Here is an 18,971-nt window from a genome sequence, read left to right on the forward strand (position 1 = left end):
GAGCGTCTGCTGCCCCCGGCGTCGCCCTGGTAACCCTCGCTCACGTCCTGCCGCCCCTCGGTGACGATCGGTCAAGCCCGGCGCGCACTCCGGTAGTTGCTGCGGATGCGCGCCCTTGCGGAGGACGATCCTACGTTTCTTGCCCGGGGGCGCATCAAGGGTCTCATGAGGACATGTGCGCGGGCGTGCGATCCCAGTCCTCAGGCAAAGAAGGTACAGCCCAGGCGGGATCCGGTCGCCAGTGCTGCCAGCCGTCGGCGAACGGCGGCCCCCAGGCGCGGATCACCTCGACCGCGTCCTGCCCCGCCTCCCGCACCCGCGCGGCGAGCCGGTCGTCCACCAGTCCGTCCCGCCGGGCCTGCGCGAACTCGTCCTCGTCCCGCCAGTGCCAACTGCGGTCCGGGTGCACGGAGATGTCGAGGAAGTGGTCCTCGGAGTCCACCCCGCCCGCCCAACGGGCCAGGGGCTCCTCAAGGTTCACGTACCAGTTCTTGAACTGCCACCCAGGCTCCCAGAACAGCCACACCGACCACGGCTCACCGGGCCGCGCCAACTTCAGCACGCCGGTCCCGAACCAGCGGTCGCGCTGGACGGTACGCGGCTTGGTGTAGCGCGTCTCCAGCGGTTCCTCGTGCACGGACGTCCCGTCGGCGAGCACGGGTTTCACACACTCCGTGCCCGGGGCGAGCCATACGGCGAGGATCTCGTGGTCGTCCCGGACGACGGTGACGGGACGCGCGATGTGGAAGCGGCGGCCCGCGTTCTCCCGGTACCGCCACAGGATCTGTGCCCCGGGCGCCCAGAACCCCGTCGAGTCTCCCGCTTCCACTTCCGTCGTCACCGCTCCACCGTCTGCCATGTACAGATATTAGGTGCCACAGGCATACGACGCTGCGGCGAGCACCACGGTTCACCGCACCGAGACGATCGCGCGAGCAGTCGTCACGGCCGCGTCATCCGCAGGACATCGAGAGCCTCGTCCAACTGCTCCGTCGTGAGGTCTCCCCGCTCCACATACCCACCCTCCAGCACGACTTGGCGGATGGTCTTCCGCTCCGCCAGTGCCTTCTTGGCGACCTTGGCGGCCTCCTCGTACCCGATGTACTTGTTGAGCGGCGTCACGACGGAGGGCGACGACTCGGCGTACTCCAGCGCCCGTTCGCGATGGGCGACGATGCCGTCGACGGTCCGGTCGGCGAGCAGCCGGGAGCCGGCCGCGAGCAACCGGATGGATTCCAGGACGTTCTTCGCGATGACCGGCAGCATGACGTTCAGCTCGAAGTTGCCCGCGGCGCCTGCGGTGGCCACGGTGGCGTCGTTGCCGACGACCTGCGCGGCGACCATGAGGACGGCCTCGGGGATGACCGGGTTGACCTTGCCCGGCATGATCGAGGACCCCGGCTGAAGGTCGGGGAGCGAGATCTCGGCGAGCCCGGTACGCGGCCCGGAGGACATCCACCGCAGGTCGTTGGCGATCTTCGTCAGCCCGACCGCGATGGTCCGCAGCTGCCCACTGGTCTCCACGATCCCGTCCCGGGCGCCCTGCGCCTCGAAGTGGTCCCGCGCCTCGGTGAGCGGCAGCCCGGTGGCGCGGGCGACCTCCTCGATGACGGCGGCGGAGAAGCCGGGCGGCGTGTTGATGCCGGTGCCCACGGCCGTCCCCCCGAGGGGGAGTTCCGCGAGGCGGGGCAGAGAGGCGTGGAGCCGCTCGACGCCGTACCGCACCTGGGCGGCGTACCCGCCGAACTCCTGCCCCAGGGTCACGGGCGTGGCGTCCATGAGATGAGTCCGCCCCGACTTCACGACGTCCGCGAACTCCTCGGCCTTGCGTTCCAGGGAGGCGGCGAGGTGCTCCAGGGCCGGGACCAGGTCACGGGTGACGGCGGCGGTGGCGGCGATGTGGATGGAGGAGGGGAAGACGTCGTTGGACGACTGCGAGGCGTTCACATGGTCGTTGGGGTGGACGTCCCGGCCGAGGCGCTCGGTCGCGAGGGTGGCGATGACCTCGTTGGTGTTCATGTTGGACGAGGTGCCGGATCCGGTCTGGAACACGTCGACGGGGAAGTGCTCGTCCCACCGCCCCTCGGCGACCTCGCCCGCCGCCTCCTGAATGGCCTCGGCGATGTCCTTGTCGAGCACCCCGAGCCGCGCGTTCACCTTGGCGGCGGCGCTCTTGATGCGGGCGAGGGCCTCGATGTGGGCGCGTTCGATGCGCTGGCCGGAGATGGGGAAGTTCTCGACGGCACGCTGCGTCTGGGCCCGCCACTTGGCGTCCGCCGGGACGCGGACCTCGCCCATGGAGTCGTGCTCGATGCGGTAGTCGCTCATACCGGCTATAGCGATCGGGCGGCCGGGGATGTTCCGCCCGTTGACCCACGCGTGTTCCTCGCCCCCGCCGCCCCTACTCGTCCCATCCCCAGGGGCTCCGCCCCTTCGACCCCGGGTCGTCGTTCGGGTGCGGGCCCGCGGTGGCTGGTCGCGCCCACGCGGCGGAGCCGCAAATTGACACAGCCCCGCGCCCCTTCTGGGGCTCGGCCCCAGACCCCGCTCCTCAAACGCCGGAGGGGCTGGGTTGTTCAGCCCGTCCGGCGTTTGAGGACGAGGCCCGAAGGGCCGACAGCGGGGGTCTGGGGGCGCAGCCCCCAGGGACGGGACGGGTAGGGGCGGCGGGGGCGAGGAACCGTGTCGTGCCGGAGTCGCTACGCCAGGCCCGGACCCCGTACCGGAATGGACGTGAACGTCGGCGCCGGTGCCGGGTCCTGGAAGAAGTCGTTGCCCTTGTCGTCCACCACGATGAAGGCCGGGAAGTCCTCGACCTCGATCTTCCAGACCGCCTCCATGCCGAGCTCCTCGTACTCGACGACCTCGACCTTCTTGATGCAGTCCTGGGCGAGCCGGGCGGCCGGGCCGCCGATGGAGCCGAGGTAGAAGCCGCCGTGCGCGTCGCACGCGTCGGTGACCTGCTTGCTGCGGTTCCCCTTCGCCAGCATCACCTTGGAGCCCCCCGCCGCCTGGAACTGCTCGACGTAGGAGTCCATACGGCCGGCCGTGGTCGGCCCGAAGGAGCCGGATGCGTAGCCCTCGGGCGTCTTCGCCGGGCCGGCGTAGTACACCGGGTGGTCCTTCAGGTACTGCGGCATCCCCTCACCCGCGTCGAGCCGCTCCTTGATCTTGGCGTGCGCGATGTCGCGGGCCACGACCAGCGGGCCGGTGAGCGAAAGCCGGGTCTTCACCGGGTACTTGGTGAGCTCCGCGAGAATCGAGTCCATCGGCTGGTTGAGGTCGATCCTGACGACGTCGCCGTCCTGCTCCAGGTGCTCGTCGGTCGTCTCCGGCAGGAACCGCGCCGGGTCCGTCTCCAGCTGCTCCAGGAAGACGCCCTCGGCCGTGATCTTCGCGACGGCCTGGCGGTCGGCGGAGCAGGACACGGCGATGGCGACCGGGCAGGAGGCACCGTGCCGCGGCAGCCGCACCACCCGCACGTCGTGGCAGAAGTACTTGCCGCCGAACTGCGCCCCGATCCCGATCTTCTGCGTCAGCTCGAAGACCTTCTCCTCCAGCTCCTTGTCCCGGAACCCGTGCCCGAGCGGCGAGCCCTCGGCGGGGATCTCGTCCAGGTAGTGAGCGGAGGCGTACTTCGCGGTCTTCAGCGCGTACTCGGCGGACGTACCGCCGACGACGATCGCGAGGTGGTACGGCGGGCAGGCGGCCGTACCGAGCGAGCGGATCTTCTCCTCCAGGAACTTCATCATGGAGGCCTCGTTCAGGACGGCCTTCGTCTCCTGGTAGAGGAAGGACTTGTTGGCGGACCCGCCGCCCTTCGCCATGAACAGGAACTTGTACGCGCCGCCGTCCGTCGCGTACAGCTCGATCTGCGCCGGCAGGTTGGAACCGGTGTTCTTCTCCTCCCACATGGTGAGCGGAGCCATCTGCGAGTAGCGCAGGTTGAGGTTCAGGTAAGCGTCGTAGATGCCGCGGGAGAGGGCTTCCTCGTCGCCGCCCTCCGTCAGCACGTTCTGGCCGCGCTTGCCCATCACGATCGCCGTGCCGGTGTCCTGGCACATGGGGAGCACGCCCGCCGCCGCGATGTTCGCGTTCTTCAGCAGGTCCAGCGCCACGAACTTGTCGTTGCCCGACGCCTCGGGGTCGTCGATGATCCGGCGCAGCTGCGCGAGGTGGGCGGGGCGCAGGTAGTGCTGGATGTCGTGGATGGCCTCCTCGGCGAGCTTGCGCAGCGCCTCGGGCTCGACCTTGAGGAACGTCCGCCCGTCGGCCTCGAAGGTGGAGACACCTTCGGAGGTCACCAGCCGGTACGGGGTGGTGTCCTCTCCCATGGGGAGCAGATCGGTGTACGCGAACTCAGGCATGTCGCCCATTCCTCACTAAACAGACAGCGCGGCTGGCCTCCGTTGGCAGCGTCCACCAGCGTAGAACCTGCCGCTGACGGCGAGCTTGTGAGGTAAGGCTCAGTTCGTCGGCCAAGGCGTCGGCCAAGGCGTCGTCCAAGGCGTCGTCCACAGGGGTATCGCGATCTATCGTGTTTCGGTACGCTGCTGCCGTGGACCTTCAGAAGCAGACCGAACCCGCTGCCGCCACCGAACTCCGTGCCTCCGACGCCGACCGCGACCGGATCGCCGACATCCTTCGCGAGGCCCTGGCCGAGGGCCGCCTCACCGCCGACGAGCACGCCGAGCGCGTCGAGGGCGTGCTGGCGGCCAGGACGGTGGGTGAACTGGATGTCTTCATACGGGACCTGCCCGCCGCCCACGTGCGCCGCGCACCCCACATACCCGCCCCGAGCAGGCCCGCAGTCGGCGCGATACCGCCCGACCCCGACGACAACGTGGTCGCGGTCTTCAGCAGCGCCGTCCGCAAGGGCCGCTGGCGCGCCGGCCGGCGCATCCACGCGTACGCGATCTTCGGCAGCGTGGAGATAGACCTCAGCGAGGCCCTCTTCGAGTACCAGCAGGTCGTGATCCGGGCGATCTCGGTCTTCGGCAACGTCGAGGTCCGCGTCCCGGAGAACGTCTCGCTGCGCGGCACCGGCGGCGGCGTGCTCGGCAACTTCGAGGTGGACCACCTCGACGCGGAGGACCCCCAGGCACCGGTCGTCCATGTCGACGGCTGGGCCGTGCTGGGCAACATCGAGGGCCGGCCGAAGCGGGGGAAGGTGGTCGCCGACATCCTCGACCGTGTCCAGCGCAAGGTCGACAGGAGTTTGCGCAAGCATCTGGATCGTTGACGGTTGTGAATCGGGCCGGCTTCCACCGCGCCTTTCGGCCGTTGCGGACGCCCCGGGCAAGCGTGCCGAACCCCCCGAGATCCAGCGGATCGGAACTCCCTGCATAGGCGCGCGCACAGCGGGTAGACCTTGCTGCATCGTCTCTCGCTCGCGAAGCCGTCGTCAGGAGTAGACCGTGCTGCAACCGCCGCATTCGTCCCTGCAGGTAGCTGCCGTTCCGGCCCAGCGGGTGCCAGTGCGAGACAGGGACCAAGACGCCCCATGGCACACGGAAGCCGTGTGCCGCCGCGACGAGGCCGGCCTGTTCTTCGCGCCTTCGAAAGAGCCCACCGCGGCCCGACTCTCCCGCGAGGAGGCGGCCAAGCGGGTGTGTGCCCGCTGCCCGGTCATGGTCGAGTGCCGCGAACACGCCCTTCTCCAGCCCGAGCCCTACGGCGTCTGGGGCGGCCTGACCGCGGCCGAACGCCGAGTGGTCCTGGCCAGGCGCCGCCGTCGCGAGATGGAACTGAAGAAGACGGCCAGGGCGACGACGAACCGCATAGCGCAGGCGGGCTGAGCGGCAAGAGGAAGGGCGCCCCCTCCGCACCGGGGGCGCCCTGTCGGCTGCGCGGTTCAGCAACGGGCGGGTGACCGCCCCTTGTTCACTTCGCCCTGTCGAAGTCGATCGCGCTGTAGGCCCGCAGCTTGCTCAGCCGGTGCTCGGAGTCGATCCGCCGCACCGTCCCCGACTTCGAGCGCATCACGATCGAGTCGGTCGTCGCGTTCTCGGACCGGTACCGCACACCGCGCAGCAGTTCGCCGTCGGTGATGCCGGTCGCGACGAAGAACACGTTGTCCCCGGCGACCAGGTCGTCCGTCAGCAGTACCCGGTCGAGGTCGTGGCCGGCGTCGACGGCCCGCTGGCGCTCCTCGTCGTCCTTCGGCCACAGCTTGCCCTGGATCGTGCCGCCCAGGCACTTCACCGCACAGGCCGAGATGATCCCCTCCGGCGTACCGCCGATGCCCAGCAGCATGTCGACGCCGGTGCCCTCGCGCAGCGCGTAGATCGATCCCGCGACATCGCCGTCGGAGATCAGCTTGATGCGTGCACCGGCATCCCGGATCTCCTTGATGATGCCCTCGTGCCGGGGTCGGTCGAGGATGACGACGGTGACGTCCTCGGGCGTGGACCGCTTCGCCTTGGCGACCCGGCGGATGTTCACGGACACGGGCGCGTCGATGTCGACGAAGTCGGCCGCGTCGGGGCCGGTGACCAGCTTGTCCATGTAGAAGACGGCGGACGGGTCGAACATGGCCCCCCGGTCCGCCGCGGCGAGCACGGAGATCGCGTTGGGCATGCCCTTCGCGGTCAGCGTGGTCCCGTCGATCGGGTCGACGGCGATGTCGACCTCGGCCCCGGTGCCGTCGCCGACCCGCTCTCCGTTGAAGAGCATCGGCGCTTCGTCCTTCTCGCCCTCACCGATGACGACGACGCCGTTCATCGACACGGTGTGGACGAGGGTCCGCATGGCGCGCACCGCGGCACCGTCGGCGCCGTTCTTGTCGCCGCGCCCGACCCAGCGGCCCGCGGCCATCGCCGCCGCCTCGGTCACTCGGACCAGTTCCAGGGCGAGGTTGCGATCGGGGGCTTCGCTGGGTACTTCGAGCTCGGACGGCAAATGATGATGATTCTCGGTCATCGGAGCGCACCTTTCTGATACGACGACGGCCGGATGAGGGTGACCGCCCTGACTCTATCCCCGGGCGCGCAGAATGAGCAGGGGGCCCCACGGATGAGCAGGCCAGGGCACCTGCGACGATAGGGGGCGTGGCAGGTTCCAACGGCAAGCAGAAGTCGGTCCGCAACATGGTCCTCTCCCTGGGAGTGACCGTGCTGGCGGCGGGAGTCATCTATCTCTTCGTTCCCCATGAGGACGGCGCTCCCGACCTCCCGCGGGTCGACTACCGCGTCGAGCTGCTCACGGCCCGCCGCGCGGCGTCCTACCCCGTGGTCGCGCCCCAGGGCCTGCCCGACAGCTGGAAGCCGACATCCGTCCGCTTCAAGGGCGCCGACTTCGACGCCTGGCATCTGGGCTTCCACACCTCGGCCGGGGAGTACGTCCAGGTCGAGCAGTCGGCCGAGAAGCCGTCGACGTTCCTGGAGAAGGCCACCCAGGGCGGGCGGGCCACCGAGGTCACCGAGAAGATCGGCGACCGGACGTGGACGCGCTACACCGGCGGCCGTTACGACGCGCTCGTGCACCAGGAGAAGGGCGTGACCACGGTGGTGGCCGGCACGGGGTCGTTCGAGCAGTTGACGCAGATGGCGAAGGCCCTGAAGGCGGAGTGACCGTCCACGGATGACGAAAGGCCCCCGGCATACCGCCGGGGGCCTTTCGTCGTGCGGGCCGGTTCAGCTCAGACCGTGGTGATGACCTGGTCGTACTCCAGGCGCGGGGAGCGCGGGTACCAGGCGTCGGCGCCCGGCTTGCCGATGTTGACGACCATCAGCGGGGTGTGGTCGTCGTCGAGGAACTCCTTGCGGACGCCCTCGAAGTCGAAGCCGGTCATCGGGCCGGCGGCCAGCCCGGCGGCGCGGACGCCGACGATGAAGTACGCGGCCTGGAGGGCGGCGTTCATGCCGGCGGCGTTCTCGCGGGCCGCGCGCTCGCTGAAGAAGACGTCCTTGGCCTGCCGGAACGCCGGGAACAGGGTCGGCAGCTCCTCGTGGAACTCGTTGTCCGCGGAAAGGATCGCGACCAGCGGGGCGGCGGCGGTCTTGGCCTGGTTGCCCTCGGCCATGTGCTGCACCAGACGCTCACGGGCCTCGGCCGAGCGGACCAGGGTGATGCGCAGCGGGGTCTGGTTGAAGGCGGTGGGGCCGTACTTGACCAGGTCGTAGATCGCCTGGATCTGCTCCTCGGTCACCGGCTCGTCGGTGAAGGTGTTCGCGGTGCGGGCCTCGCGGAACAGCAGGTCCTGGGCGGCGGGGTCGAGAACGAGAGACATACGGGACTTCCTAGAGTGACGCCTGGGTCCTTACCGGACCGCGGTCCGGATCGGCTTACGTCACGAAGGTACGCGAAGGAAGGTTGATGCTTCAACAATAACCGGGGTGTAGTGATCCGCTTCACAGCAGAACGTCACCCGTGCGGCTACTCGCCGCCCTCTTCCTCGGCCTCTCGCTCCTCGGCCAGCGCCGCGTCCAGCCGCGCCCGCGCCCCGTCCAGCCAGCGCCTGCACACCTTGGCCAGCTCCTCGCCCCGCTCCCAGAGCGCCAGGGACTCCTCCAGCGTCGTACCGCCCGCCTCCAGCCGCCGTACGACCTCGATCAGCTCGTCCCGGGCCTGCTCGTAGCCGAGTGCCTCTTCCACCTTGCTGGTCATCCGCCCACCCTATGCATCGCTTCGTGCGTCGCTCAGCGCGTCGCTTCGGTCATCGACTCGTACGGAGAACTCGCCCTCGGCGACGCGCGCCCGCAGCGCCTCGTCCGCCGTCACCTCACCCGGGTCCCGGACCACATGCCCGTCGGCCCGCTGGAGCACCGCGTACCCCCGCTTCAGGGTCGCCGCGGGGGAGAGGGCCACCACGCGCGCGTGCGTGTGGGTCAGCTCCGACTCGGCGCGGTCGAGGAGGTGGCCGAGGCAGCGGCGGCCGCGGTCGAGAAGCGAGGCCACATGATCGGCGCGCTCGTCGATCATCCGGTGCGGATCCTCTATCGACGGCCGCGCGAGGGCGTGCGCGAGCCCTCGCTCCTCGCGCTCGACGAACGCCTCGACGCAGCGCCGGGCCCGGTCGCGCAGCATCCGCACCCGTTCGTACTCCTCACCCACATCCGGTACGACCTTCTTGGCGGCGTCGGTGGGGGTGGAGGCGCGCAGGTCGGCGACGTGGTCGAGGAGGGGGTTGTCGGGCTCGTGCCCGATCGCGGAGACGACGGGCGTACGGCAGGAGGCGACGGCCCGCACCAGCTGCTCGTCGGAGAAGGGCAGCAGGTCCTCGACGCTGCCGCCGCCGCGGGCGACGATGATCACGTCCACGGCGTCGATCTCGTCCAGCTCCTTCACCGCCTGCACGACCTGCGGCACGGCGTGCACGCCCTGCACCGGGACGTTGCGGACCTCGAAGCGGACGGCGGGCCAGCGGTGGCGGGCGTTCTCCAGGACGTCCCGCTCGGCGGCGGAGGCCCGGCCGCAGACCAGGCCGACGAGCTGAGGGAGGAAGGGGAGCGGCCTCTTGCGCTCGGGCGCGAAGAGCCCCTCGGCGGCGAGTGACTTCTTCAGCATCTCCAGCCGGGCGAGGAGCTCGCCGACGCCGACGGGCTTTATCTCGGTGGCGCGCAGGGAGAGCTGGCCGCGCGGGGCGTACCACTCGGGTTTGGCGAGGACGACGACGCGGGCGCCCTCGCTCACCACGTCGGCGACGGCGTCGAACACCTGCCGGTACGCCGTCACGCTCACGGAGATGTCGTACGACGGGTCCCGCAGCGTCAGGAACACGACGCCGGCGCCGGGCCGCCGCGACAGCTGGGTGATCTGCCCCTCGACCCACACCGCCCCGAGCCGGTCGATCCACCCCCCGATGAGCCGCGACACCTCGCCGACGGGCAGGGGCGATTCGGGGGACGTGTTCACAGCCATGCGCCGAGCGTAACGGCCCCCACCGACAACCCGGCCCAGCCAACGGGGTCCCGTCCCTGGGGGCTGCGCCCCCAGACCCCCGCTTCGGCCCTGAAGGGGCCTCGTCCTCAAACGCCGGACGGGCTGAACAACCCAACCCCTCCGGCGTTTGAGGAGCGGGGTCTGGGGCGGAGCCCCAGAAGGACGGGACGGGTAGGGGCGGCGGGGGCGAGGAAGCCGAGGTCACGCGTCCTTGGTCCGGCGTCCGGACATCACGCCTCCGCAGGTCCGCGCCCGTCACTTCGTTTCGCACCCCTCACAACCCACGGTCAGCCTGTGCACCAAGCCGTCACCCGCGCGATCTTCAACCCGCCGAACGCACCCTTACGATGGGACGCATGACTGCTTCGCCTGGCCGCCGTGTCCTGCTCGCCGCCCCCCGTGGCTACTGCGCGGGTGTGGACCGCGCCGTGATCGCCGTCGAGAAAGCCCTGGAGCAGTACGGCGCTCCGGTGTACGTCCGGCACGAGATCGTCCACAACAAGTACGTCGTACAGACCCTGGAGAAGAAGGGCGCCGTCTTCGTCGAGCGGACGGAGGAGGTCCCGCCGGGGAACATCGTGATGTTCTCCGCGCACGGTGTCGCCCCCGTCGTCCACGAGGAGGCCGCGCGCAGCAGGCTCGCCACCATCGACGCGACCTGCCCGCTGGTCACCAAGGTCCACAAGGAAGCCGTCCGCTTCGCGAACGAGGACTACGACATCCTCCTCATCGGGCACGAGGGCCATGAGGAGGTCATCGGCACGTCCGGCGAGGCACCGGACCACATCCAGCTCGTCGACGGCCCGGGCGACGTCGCCAAGGTCGAGGTCCGCGACGAGTCGAAGGTCGTCTGGCTCTCCCAGACCACCCTCTCCGTCGACGAGACCATGGAGACCGTCGACGCCCTGAAGGAGAAGTTCCCGCAGCTCATCTCCCCGCCCAGCGACGACATCTGCTACGCCACGCAGAACCGTCAGCTCGCCGTGAAGCAGATGGGTGCCGAGGCCGAGCTGGTCCTCGTGGTCGGCTCCCGCAACTCCTCCAACTCCAAGCGGCTCGTCGAGGTCGCCAAGCTCGCCGGCTCCCGCGAGGCCTACCTCGTGGACTTCGCGAGCGAGATCGACGAGGCCTGGCTGGAGGGCGTCACCACGGTCGGCGTCACCTCCGGCGCCTCCGTCCCGGAGGTGCTGGTGGAGGAGGTCCTGGAGTGGCTCGCCCAGCGTGGCTACGGCGATGTGGAGCTGGTGAAGGCGGCCGAGGAGTCGATCACCTTCTCGCTGCCCAAGGAACTCCGCCGTGACCTGCGCGACGAGGCGGCCGCGCTGATCGCCGAGCGCACCGGGGCCACGGGCTCCGCCGACTCCGGGGAGTGACTGTCGGTCCCGCGTCGTAACGTAGGGCCATGCAGATCTTCGGCTTGGACATCGGTGGATCCGGGATCAAGGGTGCCCCGGTGGACCTCGACAGAGGCGATCTCGCTCAGGAGCGCTTCAAGGTGCTCACTCCGCACCCGGCCACGCCCGACGGGGTGGCCGACGGTGTGAAGCAGGTCGTCGAGCACTACGGCTGGACCGGGCCGGTCGGGCTCACCTTCCCCGGCGTGGTCACCGACGGATCCACGATCCGTACGGCGGCGAACGTCGACAAGAGCTGGATCGACACGGATGCGCGCGCGTTGTTCAGTGACCGCCTCGGCGGCCTCCCGGTGACCGTGGTCAACGACGCGGACGCGGCCGGCGTCGCCGAGATGCACTTCGGCGCGGGCCGCGACCGCCGGGGCACCGTGATCCTCCTCACCTTCGGCACGGGCATCGGCAGCGCGGTCTTCATCGACGGCCGCCTGGTCCCCAACACAGAGCTGGGCCACCTCGAACTCCACGGCCACGACGCGGAGAAGCGAGCCTCCAGCAAGGCCAAGGAGGACGAGGACCTTTCCTGGGAGCACTGGGCACACCGGGTCCGGAAGTACCTCGCCCATGTCGAGATGCTGTTCTCCCCGGAGCTGTTCATCATCGGCGGCGGGGTGAGCCGCAAGTCCCACAAGTTCCTGCCCTACATCGAGGGCATCAAGGCGGAGATCGTCCCGGCGCAGTTGCAGAACAACGCGGGGATCGTGGGCGCGGCGATGCATGCCGCGGAGAAGGACGGCTGATCGATGACGGGCCGTCGGTGGACGTGGCACCGACGGCCGACGGTCGCGGCCACGGTCGCGGCGACGGCCACGATCGCGGTCACGTTGCGCGTCGTCGGACCGCCGCCCTGCGTGCCACCAGGCGGACCCTTCGTACGAGCACGATGAGACCGGCGATCAGCGTTCCCCCGTACAGCCATCCGGCCTGTGTGGCCAGGGCGGTGAACAGCCCCATCAGGTGACCGCCGATCCCTCCGCCCTCGTCGGCCACCGGAACGAGCCCCACGGCGAACGCGATCGGCAGGACCACCGGCGCGGTCATCAGGTCGCCCCGGCGCACCCAGACCGCGGTCAGCACGCACACCGGCACGAACAGCACGCTGTACACCGTGAGTGACGACCCGAGCAGCAGCGCGTCCAGGTGACCGAGCAGGAACATCACGGCACCGCAGAACAGGCCGCAGCCCAGGCCCGTGAGCCGGGGGTTGGGAAACCGGCGTACCGCCTGCTGCACGGGCGGCGGCCCGAACCGCCGTACGGCCGCCGCCGGGGCCGCTGCGCTCGGGCGGCGCTGGGCGACGGGCCGGGTGGCGCGGACGGGCTGGGCGGACGTGGACGGACGGGAAGGCCGGCCTTCCGGGCCGGGGCCGGACGACCGGGAGGCCCAGACGGACCGCCCGCCGCCCGGATCCCTCCCCCCGCTCACGCCCCTCGCACGGCTCGCACCGCTTGCACCGCTCACCTCCGGGGCCCACCCGCCCCCGTTGCGCCTCGCACGCCCCTCGCCCCGCTCCACACCGTCCCCGTCGCCGTTCCCGTACGGCGCGAACCCGCGCTCACCCCGCCCCGCACCACCCCGCACCGCCTGCGGCGGCAACGGCGGCGGAGTACCGCGTCGCGATCCGAACCCGGCAGGTCGCGCCCTGTCTTGCTCCACCGGTCCAACCTAGGTCGGTTTATGTGGCGAATTCGCCATCGGACACACCTTGGGGCGGACCTTGGCCAGGTGTTCGATACGGCGCCCTGGGCCCGGCCCGGTACGCCGTAGACTGGTGGATCGGCCCGTACATCTGCGTCGTCGGCATCGTGTGCAGCATCTGCAGCGAAGATCGAGGAAGGACCGGGCCCCAGCCCAGCCCCCTGAAGTCCTCTCACGTACGGGAAGTCGCAACGTGTCGCTCACGATCGGAATCGTCGGTCTGCCTAATGTCGGCAAATCGACCCTGTTCAACGCCCTGACCAAGAACGACGTGCTGGCGGCCAACTACCCGTTCGCCACGATCGAGCCGAACGTGGGCGTGGTCGGCGTCCCGGACCCGCGGCTGGCGAAACTGGCCGAGATCTTCTCCTCCCAGAAGATCCTCCCGGCGACCGTCGACTTCGTCGACATCGCCGGCATCGTGCGCGGCGCCTCCGAGGGCGAGGGCCTGGGCAACAAGTTCCTCGCCAACATCCGTGAGTCCGACGCGATCTGCCAGGTCATCCGCGCCTTCAAGGACGAGAACGTCGTCCACGTCGACGGCAAGGTCTCGCCCAAGGACGACATCGAGACGATCAACACCGAGCTGATCCTCGCCGACCTCCAGACCATCGAGAAGGTCCTGCCCCGGCTCCAGAAGGAGTCGCGGATCAAGAAGGACATCGCGCCGAAGGTGAAGGCCGTCGAGGAGGCCAAGGAGATCCTGGAGAAGGGCGACACCCTGTTCTCCGCGGGCATCGTCCAAGGCTCCGGCAACGAGGAGCTCCTGCACGACCTGCACCTGCTGACCACCAAGCCCTTCCTCTACGTCTTCAACGTCGACGAGGACGAGCTGGTCGACGACGACTTCAAGGCCGAGCAGCGCGCCCTGGTCGCCCCCGCCGAGGCGATCTTCCTCAACGCCAAGCTGGAGGCGGACCTCGCCGAGCTCGACGAGGAGGACGCGCTGGAGCTGCTGGAGTCGGTCGGCGCCGAGGAGCCCGGCCTCGCCACCCTCGCCCGCGTCGGCTTCAACACCCTCGGCCTCCAGACCTACCTCACGGCCGGCCCCAAGGAATCCCGCGCCTGGACCATCAAGAAGGGCGCCACCGCCCCCGAGGCCGCCGGCGTCATCCACACCGACTTCCAGAAGGGCTTCATCAAGGCGGAGGTCATCTCCTTCGCCGACCTGGTGGAGACCGGATCGGTGGCGGAGGCCCGCGCGAAGGGCAAGGCCCGCATGGAGGGCAAGGAGTATGTGATGCAGGACGGGGACGTCGTGGAGTTCCGCTTCAACGTCTAGTCGATCTTGCGGAAGGCCGTCTGACCTGCGACGGAGTGGGTTGGGCGGCCTTTGCGGTCCGCACAGAGTCCGCAGCGTGCTGGATGAGTCCGGCGCGCGGGGAGCGGCTACGCCGCTTCGTCGACCGCCGTCTCGCCGTCTGCAGGGCAGTCCGCGTACGCCTTGTCTACGGCGGCCCGGGTCCGCTCCTCGGAGTCGGGCCACAGGTGGTGTAGATGTTCAGCGTCATGGCCGCGTTGGTGTGGCCGAGGCGCTCGGAGACGGTCTTCACCGACTCGCCGTGCTTGATCAGCAGGCTGGCGTAGTGATGCCGCAGGGCATGAGGTCCGGTGCCCTTCGCTATGCCGGCCTTCGCGCAGGCGGGCCGCCAGGACCCGTCCATGAAGTGCGTGTAGACCACGGGTCCGCCTTGCGGCGCCGTGAAGATCCAGCTCTCGGGCCCATCGGCGGGGAAGTCCCGCAGGTGGGCCTTCATCGCATCCACTGCCATGCGGGGGAGCGGAACCGTGCGGTGTGAGCGTGCGGTCTTCGGCGGTCCGACGTACACGCCGTGCTTGGCGGTCTGCTGGATCTGCTGCTCGACCGAGACGGTCGCGTGCAGCAGGTCCATGTGCCGGAGCTGGAGGCCGAAGAGCTCGCCGGGGCGGAGCCCTGTGGCCGCGCCGAGCAGCACGAGGCCCTTGTATCGGGCGGGTATCTCCTCGGACAGTGTCCGCACCTGCTCGACGGCCAGTGGCACGATCTTCTTCCGCGGTACCGAGGGCAGCTTCGCCTCGGTGCACGGGTTGTGAGGGATCATCCGGTCACGGACGGCCGCCCGGAAGACGGCGTTGACCGTGTTGAAGACCGTCCGCGAGGTGCTGGCGGCCAGCCCGTGCGTGGTGGTCAGGCTGGTGACCCAGCTCTGTACGTCGCCGGGCTTGATGGCGCCGAGTGCCCGCTTCTCCCAGGCCGGATAGACATAGCAGCGCAGGTGCTGGGCCACCGCCTTGGCCGTGGAAGGCCGGTGCGGCTGGATGGCCCGCCATTCCTCCGCGTACTCCTTGAAGGGCTTCTTCGCCGACCGCGGGTCGACGTACTGCCCGGTGACCACGCTGGCCGTGACCTCGTCGAGCCAGCGCTGGGCGTCGACCTTGCGCTCGAAGTGGCGTGCGTGCTCCTTGCCGTCGAGGTCGCGGTAGCGAGCACGCCATTTGCCGTTGGGGCGCTTCTGGATGTTCGCCAAGTGGCTTCTCCTTCGCGTCGGTTGTCAGTAGTGGCCGCCGTCCTCGATGTCGCTGCTGAGGGTGCGAGCGTCCCGCTCGTCGCCCATGAGGCGGAGGCACTGCTCGTGGATCGCCCGAGAGCTGTCGGGATGGGCCTTGATGTGGTCGGCGATGGCGACGACTGAGTGGTGGAGGCGGTCGCGCGCGTCTCGGGCCTCGTAGAACGCCTCGACGGCTTCTTGGACGAGCCGTCGACTGTCGATGTCGAGCCCCTCCAGGGGCGGGGACATGAGCTCTTCGAGGGGGAGTTCGAAGACGCGGGAGAAGGCGAGGGCCTCGTCGAGGTTGATGCGCCGACGAGGGGTGCCGTTCTCGATGCGCCAGACCGCTGTCTGGTTCATCTTGATGCCGGCTCTGGTCACCCGCTCGGCCAGCTCGGGCGCGCAACGAGGTGGTCCAGGACGAACAGACGACGCTGAAGACGCGGCTGCTGCGCGACGTCCGTCCCGTGTTCGAGCAGGAGGGCCGCAAGGAGGCGCTGCGCAGCCAGGACCTGCTCGCGGCCCTCGTCCAGGACGCCGAGGCGCCGTGGGCCGAGTACGGGACGAAGGGCCTGAACGCCTACCACCTGGCCAACCTGCTGCGCGACTTCGGCATCAGCCCGGCCAACCACCGTTTCGAGAACGGCAGGCAGGCTAAGGCGTACGCCCGCAATCAGTTCCTCGACGTGTGGGCCCGCTACTGCCCCGACCCTGCCCAGTCGGCGCCCGCAGCCGGGGAGGTCGCGCTCATACGGCCAACCCACGGCAAGCCGCCCGCCCCTCCCACCGGGACGCTGCCTGCCGCCCCGCCCGGTGGGCCTGCCGGCCCCAAGCCCACTCGCTGACACCAGCTCCGTGGCAATCCGTCGCATCCGTCCCCGCGCAGGTCAGCGCGGGGACGGAGTTCCTTGCCGATACGGATCACTCCGTACCTGCGACCGCCTCCGTACCTACCCTGACCAGCTACGGGACGGATGCGACGGACGTGACGAAGCCCCCCACACGATTACCGGGAGCACCACCATGCCCGAAACGAGCCCCGACAACGCCCCCACCCGCCGCCGCAAGGGATTCTTCGGCCTGACCTGCCGATCAGCAGCAAGCTGGAGCGAACGAGCCTCTAACGAGGCTTCGTCCGCGCTTGCCCCCGCCCCAGGGGTGGCGGAGGAGAAGGCCGAGCGCCAGGGGGCGCCCGAGCCGGAAGGGGGCATAGCCGAGACCAGCTGCCCGCCCGCAGCCGACTCCGTCATCCCGCGCACTCAGCCGCCGGGCTATGTCCAACCGCCCGCCGAGCAGCCATCCTGGCCGGACCCCGACGCCCCCGCCCTGCCCGCGCTGATGAACCGCAAGCGCACCGTGGAGAAGCGCGACCAGGAGAAGACCATCCGCTTCACGCGGACCGCAGTCAGCGTGATCAGCGCCGCCGCTCACCAGCGCGGTCAGAAGTTCGCCGGATTCGTGGGGGACGCCGCCCTCGCCGTCGCCCTCGGCAAGGCAGGGCTGGTCGGCAGCCCGGAGGACGAGCCTCTCCGCCCCCTGATCGAGGCCGTCGAGGCACACACCGTCGCGCTGAACCGCATCGGCGGCAACCTCAACCAGATCACCGCAGCCATCCACCGAGGAACAGTGCCCGAGCGCGCCGAGACGGTGCTGGACCGCGTCGACCAAGCGGCCCAGATCAGCTACCGACTGATCGACCAGCTCCTGGCGGAGGGCACCACGCATGGTTCCTGACGTCTCCACCGGTTCCGACACCCGCGGACTGATCGTCTACCTCTTTGGCCCCGGCCGCCGCGACGAACACACCGACCCGCACATCGTCGCCGCCTGGGACATGGCCGGCGCCCCCGACCCCGGCCGCGACCCGGCAGCCACCTACTCCCAGCTCGCCAAGCGCCTCGACCACCACGTCGACCTGCGCACCCGCGAGCTGGGCGGCAAGAAACCACCTCAGCATGTCTGGCACTGTCCGGTCCGCACTGCGCCCGGCGACCGCTACCTCACCGACACCGAGTGGGCCGAGGTCGCCCGCCGCATCGTTCACGCCGCCGGCATCGCCCCCGAAGGCGACGAGAAGGCATGCCGATGGATCGCCGTGCGCCACGCCGACGACCACATCCACATCATGGCCACCACCGTCCGCGCCGACGGACGCCGCCCGCGCACCCACCGCGACGGACAGCGGGCCCAAGCGGAGTGCCGGAAGATTGAGGCCGAGTTCGGCCTGCGCTGCCTGAAGTCCGGTGACCTCACCGCTCCTCGCACTCCCACCGGCGCCGAACACGCCAAGGCGGAGCGCCAGGGCCAGACGGTCACGGCACGGCAGTGGCTGCGCGAGCAGGCGTACGCGGTCGCCGCAGCCGTACGCAACGAAGCCGACTACTTCACCGTGCTGCAGTCCCTCGGCATCAAGGTCAAAACGCGTCTCGGCCCCGAGACCGGCGACGTGATCGGCTACAGCCTCGCCGCACCCGGCGACACCAACGCAGCCGGCGAACCCATCTGGTACGGCGGCTCGAAGCTCGCCCCCGACCTCTCCATCAACCGCCTACGCGAACGCCTCCCCGACCAGGAGGTGCCCGACCATCACCGGCATGGGGCGGACCCCGCCGAGCCATGGCGACACACCACCACCGCCATCCAGACGGCGCACACCGTCCTCGACTCTGGTGATGATGCCGCCGCCCAGGGCTACCTGGCCGCCTTCGGCGACGCCCTGTACAACATCGCCAGCGCCATGACCAGCCCACACCGGGCGGAACTGCGGGCAGCGGCCATGGCGTTCAACCGCGCCCGCCGCTCCGCCACCCGCGCCGACCACCAAGCCGCCACCGCCCTGCGCAAGGCCGCCAAGGAACTCGCCTACGCCTCCAGCGAGCCGGGCGGGCTCGCCATCGCCCTGCTCTTCGCCACCGTGCATCTGGCCCGCGCCGCCGCCAAGTGGCACGAGCAGCGCGGACACGAACAGCAGGCCGCTGCGGCCGAAGAAGCCTTCCGCCACCTCCAGGCGGGCTACCAGCAGGCCGCCCCACCCGTCTTGGCGGACCTGGCCCGCCGTGCACCGCGAGCCTCAACCGCCCACCGCTACGAGCAGGACGTTCGCGTGGCCCTCCCCGCCCACGCCGACCGGATCCTCGCGGACCCCGCTTGGGCCGCCCTGACCACATCCCTCGCCCACGCCGAGACCGTCGGCCACAACCCCCGGCGTCTCCTGACCGAGGTGGGCGCCCAGCGGGAGCTCGACAGTGCCGAGCGCCCCGCCGAGGTCCTCAACTGGCGCATCACCGCTCAGCCGAACCGGCGAATACAAGCGGCGCTCAGGCGGAGTGCGGTCAGCGGCACGTCGTCCATGTCCGCCACGCCAAACCCGCAAGCCACACCAGTGGCCGATCGATCCCAGCCAGACTCCCTACGAAGGGGCCGGTAATGCGGAGACCGCCGCACCCCGTGC

At 70.0% G+C, this 18,971-nt stretch carries 17 protein-coding genes and 2 pseudogenes; 9 read left to right on the plus strand and 10 right to left on the minus strand.

Features of this window, described 5'->3' with window-relative positions; genetic code table 11:
- Nucleotides 1-163: 163 nt before the first annotated feature.
- The 3 genes from fomD to ACZ4UU_RS24475 all read right to left on the minus strand — a co-directional run bounded on the left by fomD (nt 164) and on the right by ACZ4UU_RS24475 (nt 4,367).
- A complete protein-coding gene (gene fomD, locus ACZ4UU_RS24465; protein WP_471905505.1) occupies nt 164-859 on the minus strand; it encodes a cytidylyl-2-hydroxypropylphosphonate hydrolase in 696 nt (231 codons plus the stop codon).
- Nucleotides 860-942: 83 nt separating this feature from the next.
- Nucleotides 943-2,328 carry a class II fumarate hydratase gene (locus ACZ4UU_RS24470; RefSeq protein ID WP_471905506.1) on the minus strand — a complete coding sequence of 462 codons (1,386 nt, stop codon included), beginning with the start codon at nt 2,326-2,328 and terminating at the stop codon, nt 943-945.
- Between the two features lie 371 nt (nt 2,329-2,699).
- The gene (locus tag ACZ4UU_RS24475; protein WP_471905507.1) at nt 2,700-4,367 is read right to left on the minus strand and encodes a fumarate hydratase; all 1,668 of its coding nucleotides are present in this window, start codon (nt 4,365-4,367) and stop codon (nt 2,700-2,702) included.
- A gap of 191 nt (nt 4,368-4,558) precedes the next feature.
- Here ACZ4UU_RS24475 and ACZ4UU_RS24480 point away from each other — a divergent pair, with 191 nt between their 5' ends.
- Both ACZ4UU_RS24480 and ACZ4UU_RS24485 read left to right on the plus strand, forming a co-directional pair.
- Entirely contained in the window at nt 4,559-5,242 is a 684-nt protein-coding gene (locus ACZ4UU_RS24480) for a DUF1707 SHOCT-like domain-containing protein (protein ID WP_471905508.1), read from the plus strand.
- Between the two features lie 175 nt (nt 5,243-5,417).
- Nucleotides 5,418-5,798 (plus strand): WhiB family transcriptional regulator, encoded by a 381-nt coding sequence (locus tag ACZ4UU_RS24485; protein ID WP_471905509.1) that lies wholly within the window; start codon nt 5,418-5,420, stop codon nt 5,796-5,798.
- Between the two features lie 85 nt (nt 5,799-5,883).
- On the opposite strand, the gene glpX is transcribed toward ACZ4UU_RS24485, so the two are convergent.
- Nucleotides 5,884-6,921, minus strand: coding sequence for a class II fructose-bisphosphatase (gene glpX / locus ACZ4UU_RS24490; RefSeq protein WP_471905510.1), 1,038 nt, complete (start codon nt 6,919-6,921; stop codon nt 5,884-5,886).
- 128 nt (nt 6,922-7,049) lie between these two features.
- Between glpX and ACZ4UU_RS24495 the strand changes: the two genes are divergently transcribed.
- Nucleotides 7,050-7,571 carry a DUF4245 domain-containing protein gene (locus tag ACZ4UU_RS24495; RefSeq protein ID WP_471905511.1) on the plus strand — a complete coding sequence of 174 codons (522 nt, stop codon included), beginning with the start codon at nt 7,050-7,052 and terminating at the stop codon, nt 7,569-7,571.
- Nucleotides 7,572-7,639: 68 nt separating this feature from the next.
- Here ACZ4UU_RS24495 and ACZ4UU_RS24500 read toward each other — a convergent pair whose 3' ends face one another.
- From ACZ4UU_RS24500 to xseA, 3 genes are all read right to left on the minus strand, one after another.
- Nucleotides 7,640-8,230, minus strand: a complete 591-nt coding sequence (locus ACZ4UU_RS24500) for a malonic semialdehyde reductase (protein ID WP_471905512.1) — start codon at nt 8,228-8,230, stop codon at nt 7,640-7,642.
- Nucleotides 8,231-8,376: 146 nt separating this feature from the next.
- On the minus strand, nt 8,377-8,607 hold the full coding sequence (locus ACZ4UU_RS24505) for an exodeoxyribonuclease VII small subunit (protein WP_471905513.1): 231 nt from the start codon (nt 8,605-8,607) through the stop codon (nt 8,377-8,379).
- A 9-nt stretch (nt 8,608-8,616) separates the two neighbouring features.
- Entirely contained in the window at nt 8,617-9,861 is a 1,245-nt protein-coding gene (gene xseA, locus ACZ4UU_RS24510; protein ID WP_471905514.1) for an exodeoxyribonuclease VII large subunit, read from the minus strand.
- Nucleotides 9,862-10,229: 368 nt separating this feature from the next.
- On the opposite strand from xseA, the gene ACZ4UU_RS24515 reads away from it, so the two are divergent.
- Nucleotides 10,230-11,255, plus strand: coding sequence for a 4-hydroxy-3-methylbut-2-enyl diphosphate reductase (locus ACZ4UU_RS24515; protein ID WP_471905515.1), 1,026 nt, complete (start codon nt 10,230-10,232; stop codon nt 11,253-11,255).
- Between the two features lie 29 nt (nt 11,256-11,284).
- Nucleotides 11,285-12,034: a polyphosphate--glucose phosphotransferase gene (gene ppgK / locus ACZ4UU_RS24520; RefSeq protein ID WP_471905516.1), complete on the plus strand. Its 750-nt coding sequence runs from the start codon at nt 11,285-11,287 to the stop codon at nt 12,032-12,034.
- 79 nt (nt 12,035-12,113) lie between these two features.
- Here the strand turns inward: ppgK and ACZ4UU_RS24525 are convergent, their stop codons facing one another.
- Nucleotides 12,114-12,719, minus strand: a complete 606-nt coding sequence (locus ACZ4UU_RS24525; RefSeq protein WP_471905517.1) for a DUF6542 domain-containing protein — start codon at nt 12,717-12,719, stop codon at nt 12,114-12,116.
- A 466-nt stretch (nt 12,720-13,185) separates the two neighbouring features.
- On the opposite strand from ACZ4UU_RS24525, the gene ychF reads away from it, so the two are divergent.
- Nucleotides 13,186-14,274, plus strand: coding sequence for a redox-regulated ATPase YchF (gene ychF, locus ACZ4UU_RS24530; protein WP_471905518.1), 1,089 nt, complete (start codon nt 13,186-13,188; stop codon nt 14,272-14,274).
- A gap of 166 nt (nt 14,275-14,440) precedes the next feature.
- On the opposite strand, the gene ACZ4UU_RS24535 is transcribed toward ychF, so the two are convergent.
- Both ACZ4UU_RS24535 and ACZ4UU_RS24540 read right to left on the minus strand, forming a co-directional pair.
- The gene (locus tag ACZ4UU_RS24535) at nt 14,441-15,499 is read right to left on the minus strand and encodes a tyrosine-type recombinase/integrase (protein WP_471905519.1); all 1,059 of its coding nucleotides are present in this window, start codon (nt 15,497-15,499) and stop codon (nt 14,441-14,443) included.
- A 24-nt stretch (nt 15,500-15,523) separates the two neighbouring features.
- Nucleotides 15,524-15,916 (minus strand): annotated as a pseudogene (locus tag ACZ4UU_RS24540) (XRE family transcriptional regulator); the annotation flags it as partial.
- Here ACZ4UU_RS24540 and ACZ4UU_RS24545 point away from each other — a divergent pair.
- The 3 genes and pseudogenes from ACZ4UU_RS24545 to ACZ4UU_RS24555 all read left to right on the plus strand — a co-directional run.
- Nucleotides 15,913-16,365 (plus strand): annotated as a pseudogene (locus ACZ4UU_RS24545) (DUF3631 domain-containing protein); the annotation flags it as partial. The pseudogenes ACZ4UU_RS24540 and ACZ4UU_RS24545 sit on opposite strands and share 4 nt — an antisense overlap.
- Before the next feature lie 313 nt (nt 16,366-16,678).
- Nucleotides 16,679-17,254, plus strand: coding sequence for a hypothetical protein (locus ACZ4UU_RS24550; protein WP_471905848.1), 576 nt, complete (start codon nt 16,679-16,681; stop codon nt 17,252-17,254).
- A complete protein-coding gene (locus tag ACZ4UU_RS24555) occupies nt 17,244-18,947 on the plus strand; it encodes a relaxase/mobilization nuclease domain-containing protein (protein ID WP_471905520.1) in 1,704 nt (567 codons plus the stop codon). Before ACZ4UU_RS24550 ends, ACZ4UU_RS24555 begins: the two co-directional genes overlap by 11 nt.
- Nucleotides 18,948-18,971: the final 24 nt, after the last annotated feature.

The organism is Streptomyces sp. NPDC028907, from assembly GCF_055564995.1.

What these genes read in the sequence shown, in the direction of transcription:
- fomD (WP_471905505.1), bottom strand. Translation starts at nt 859, where the DNA reads ATGGCAGACGGTGGAGCGGTGACGACGGAAGTGGAAGCGGGAGACTCG.
- ACZ4UU_RS24470 (WP_471905506.1), bottom strand. Translation starts at nt 2,328, where the DNA reads ATGAGCGACTACCGCATCGAGCACGACTCCATGGGCGAGGTCCGCGTC.
- ACZ4UU_RS24475 (WP_471905507.1), bottom strand. Translation starts at nt 4,367, where the DNA reads ATGCCTGAGTTCGCGTACACCGATCTGCTCCCCATGGGAGAGGACACC.
- glpX (WP_471905510.1), bottom strand. Translation starts at nt 6,921, where the DNA reads ATGACCGAGAATCATCATCATTTGCCGTCCGAGCTCGAAGTACCCAGC.
- ACZ4UU_RS24500 (WP_471905512.1), bottom strand. Translation starts at nt 8,230, where the DNA reads ATGTCTCTCGTTCTCGACCCCGCCGCCCAGGACCTGCTGTTCCGCGAG.
- ACZ4UU_RS24505 (WP_471905513.1), bottom strand. Translation starts at nt 8,607, where the DNA reads ATGACCAGCAAGGTGGAAGAGGCACTCGGCTACGAGCAGGCCCGGGAC.
- xseA (WP_471905514.1), bottom strand. Translation starts at nt 9,861, where the DNA reads ATGGCTGTGAACACGTCCCCCGAATCGCCCCTGCCCGTCGGCGAGGTG.
- ACZ4UU_RS24515 (WP_471905515.1), top strand. Translation starts at nt 10,230, where the DNA reads ATGGGACGCATGACTGCTTCGCCTGGCCGCCGTGTCCTGCTCGCCGCC.
- ppgK (WP_471905516.1), top strand. Translation starts at nt 11,285, where the DNA reads ATGCAGATCTTCGGCTTGGACATCGGTGGATCCGGGATCAAGGGTGCC.
- ACZ4UU_RS24555 (WP_471905520.1), top strand. Translation starts at nt 17,244, where the DNA reads ATGGTTCCTGACGTCTCCACCGGTTCCGACACCCGCGGACTGATCGTC.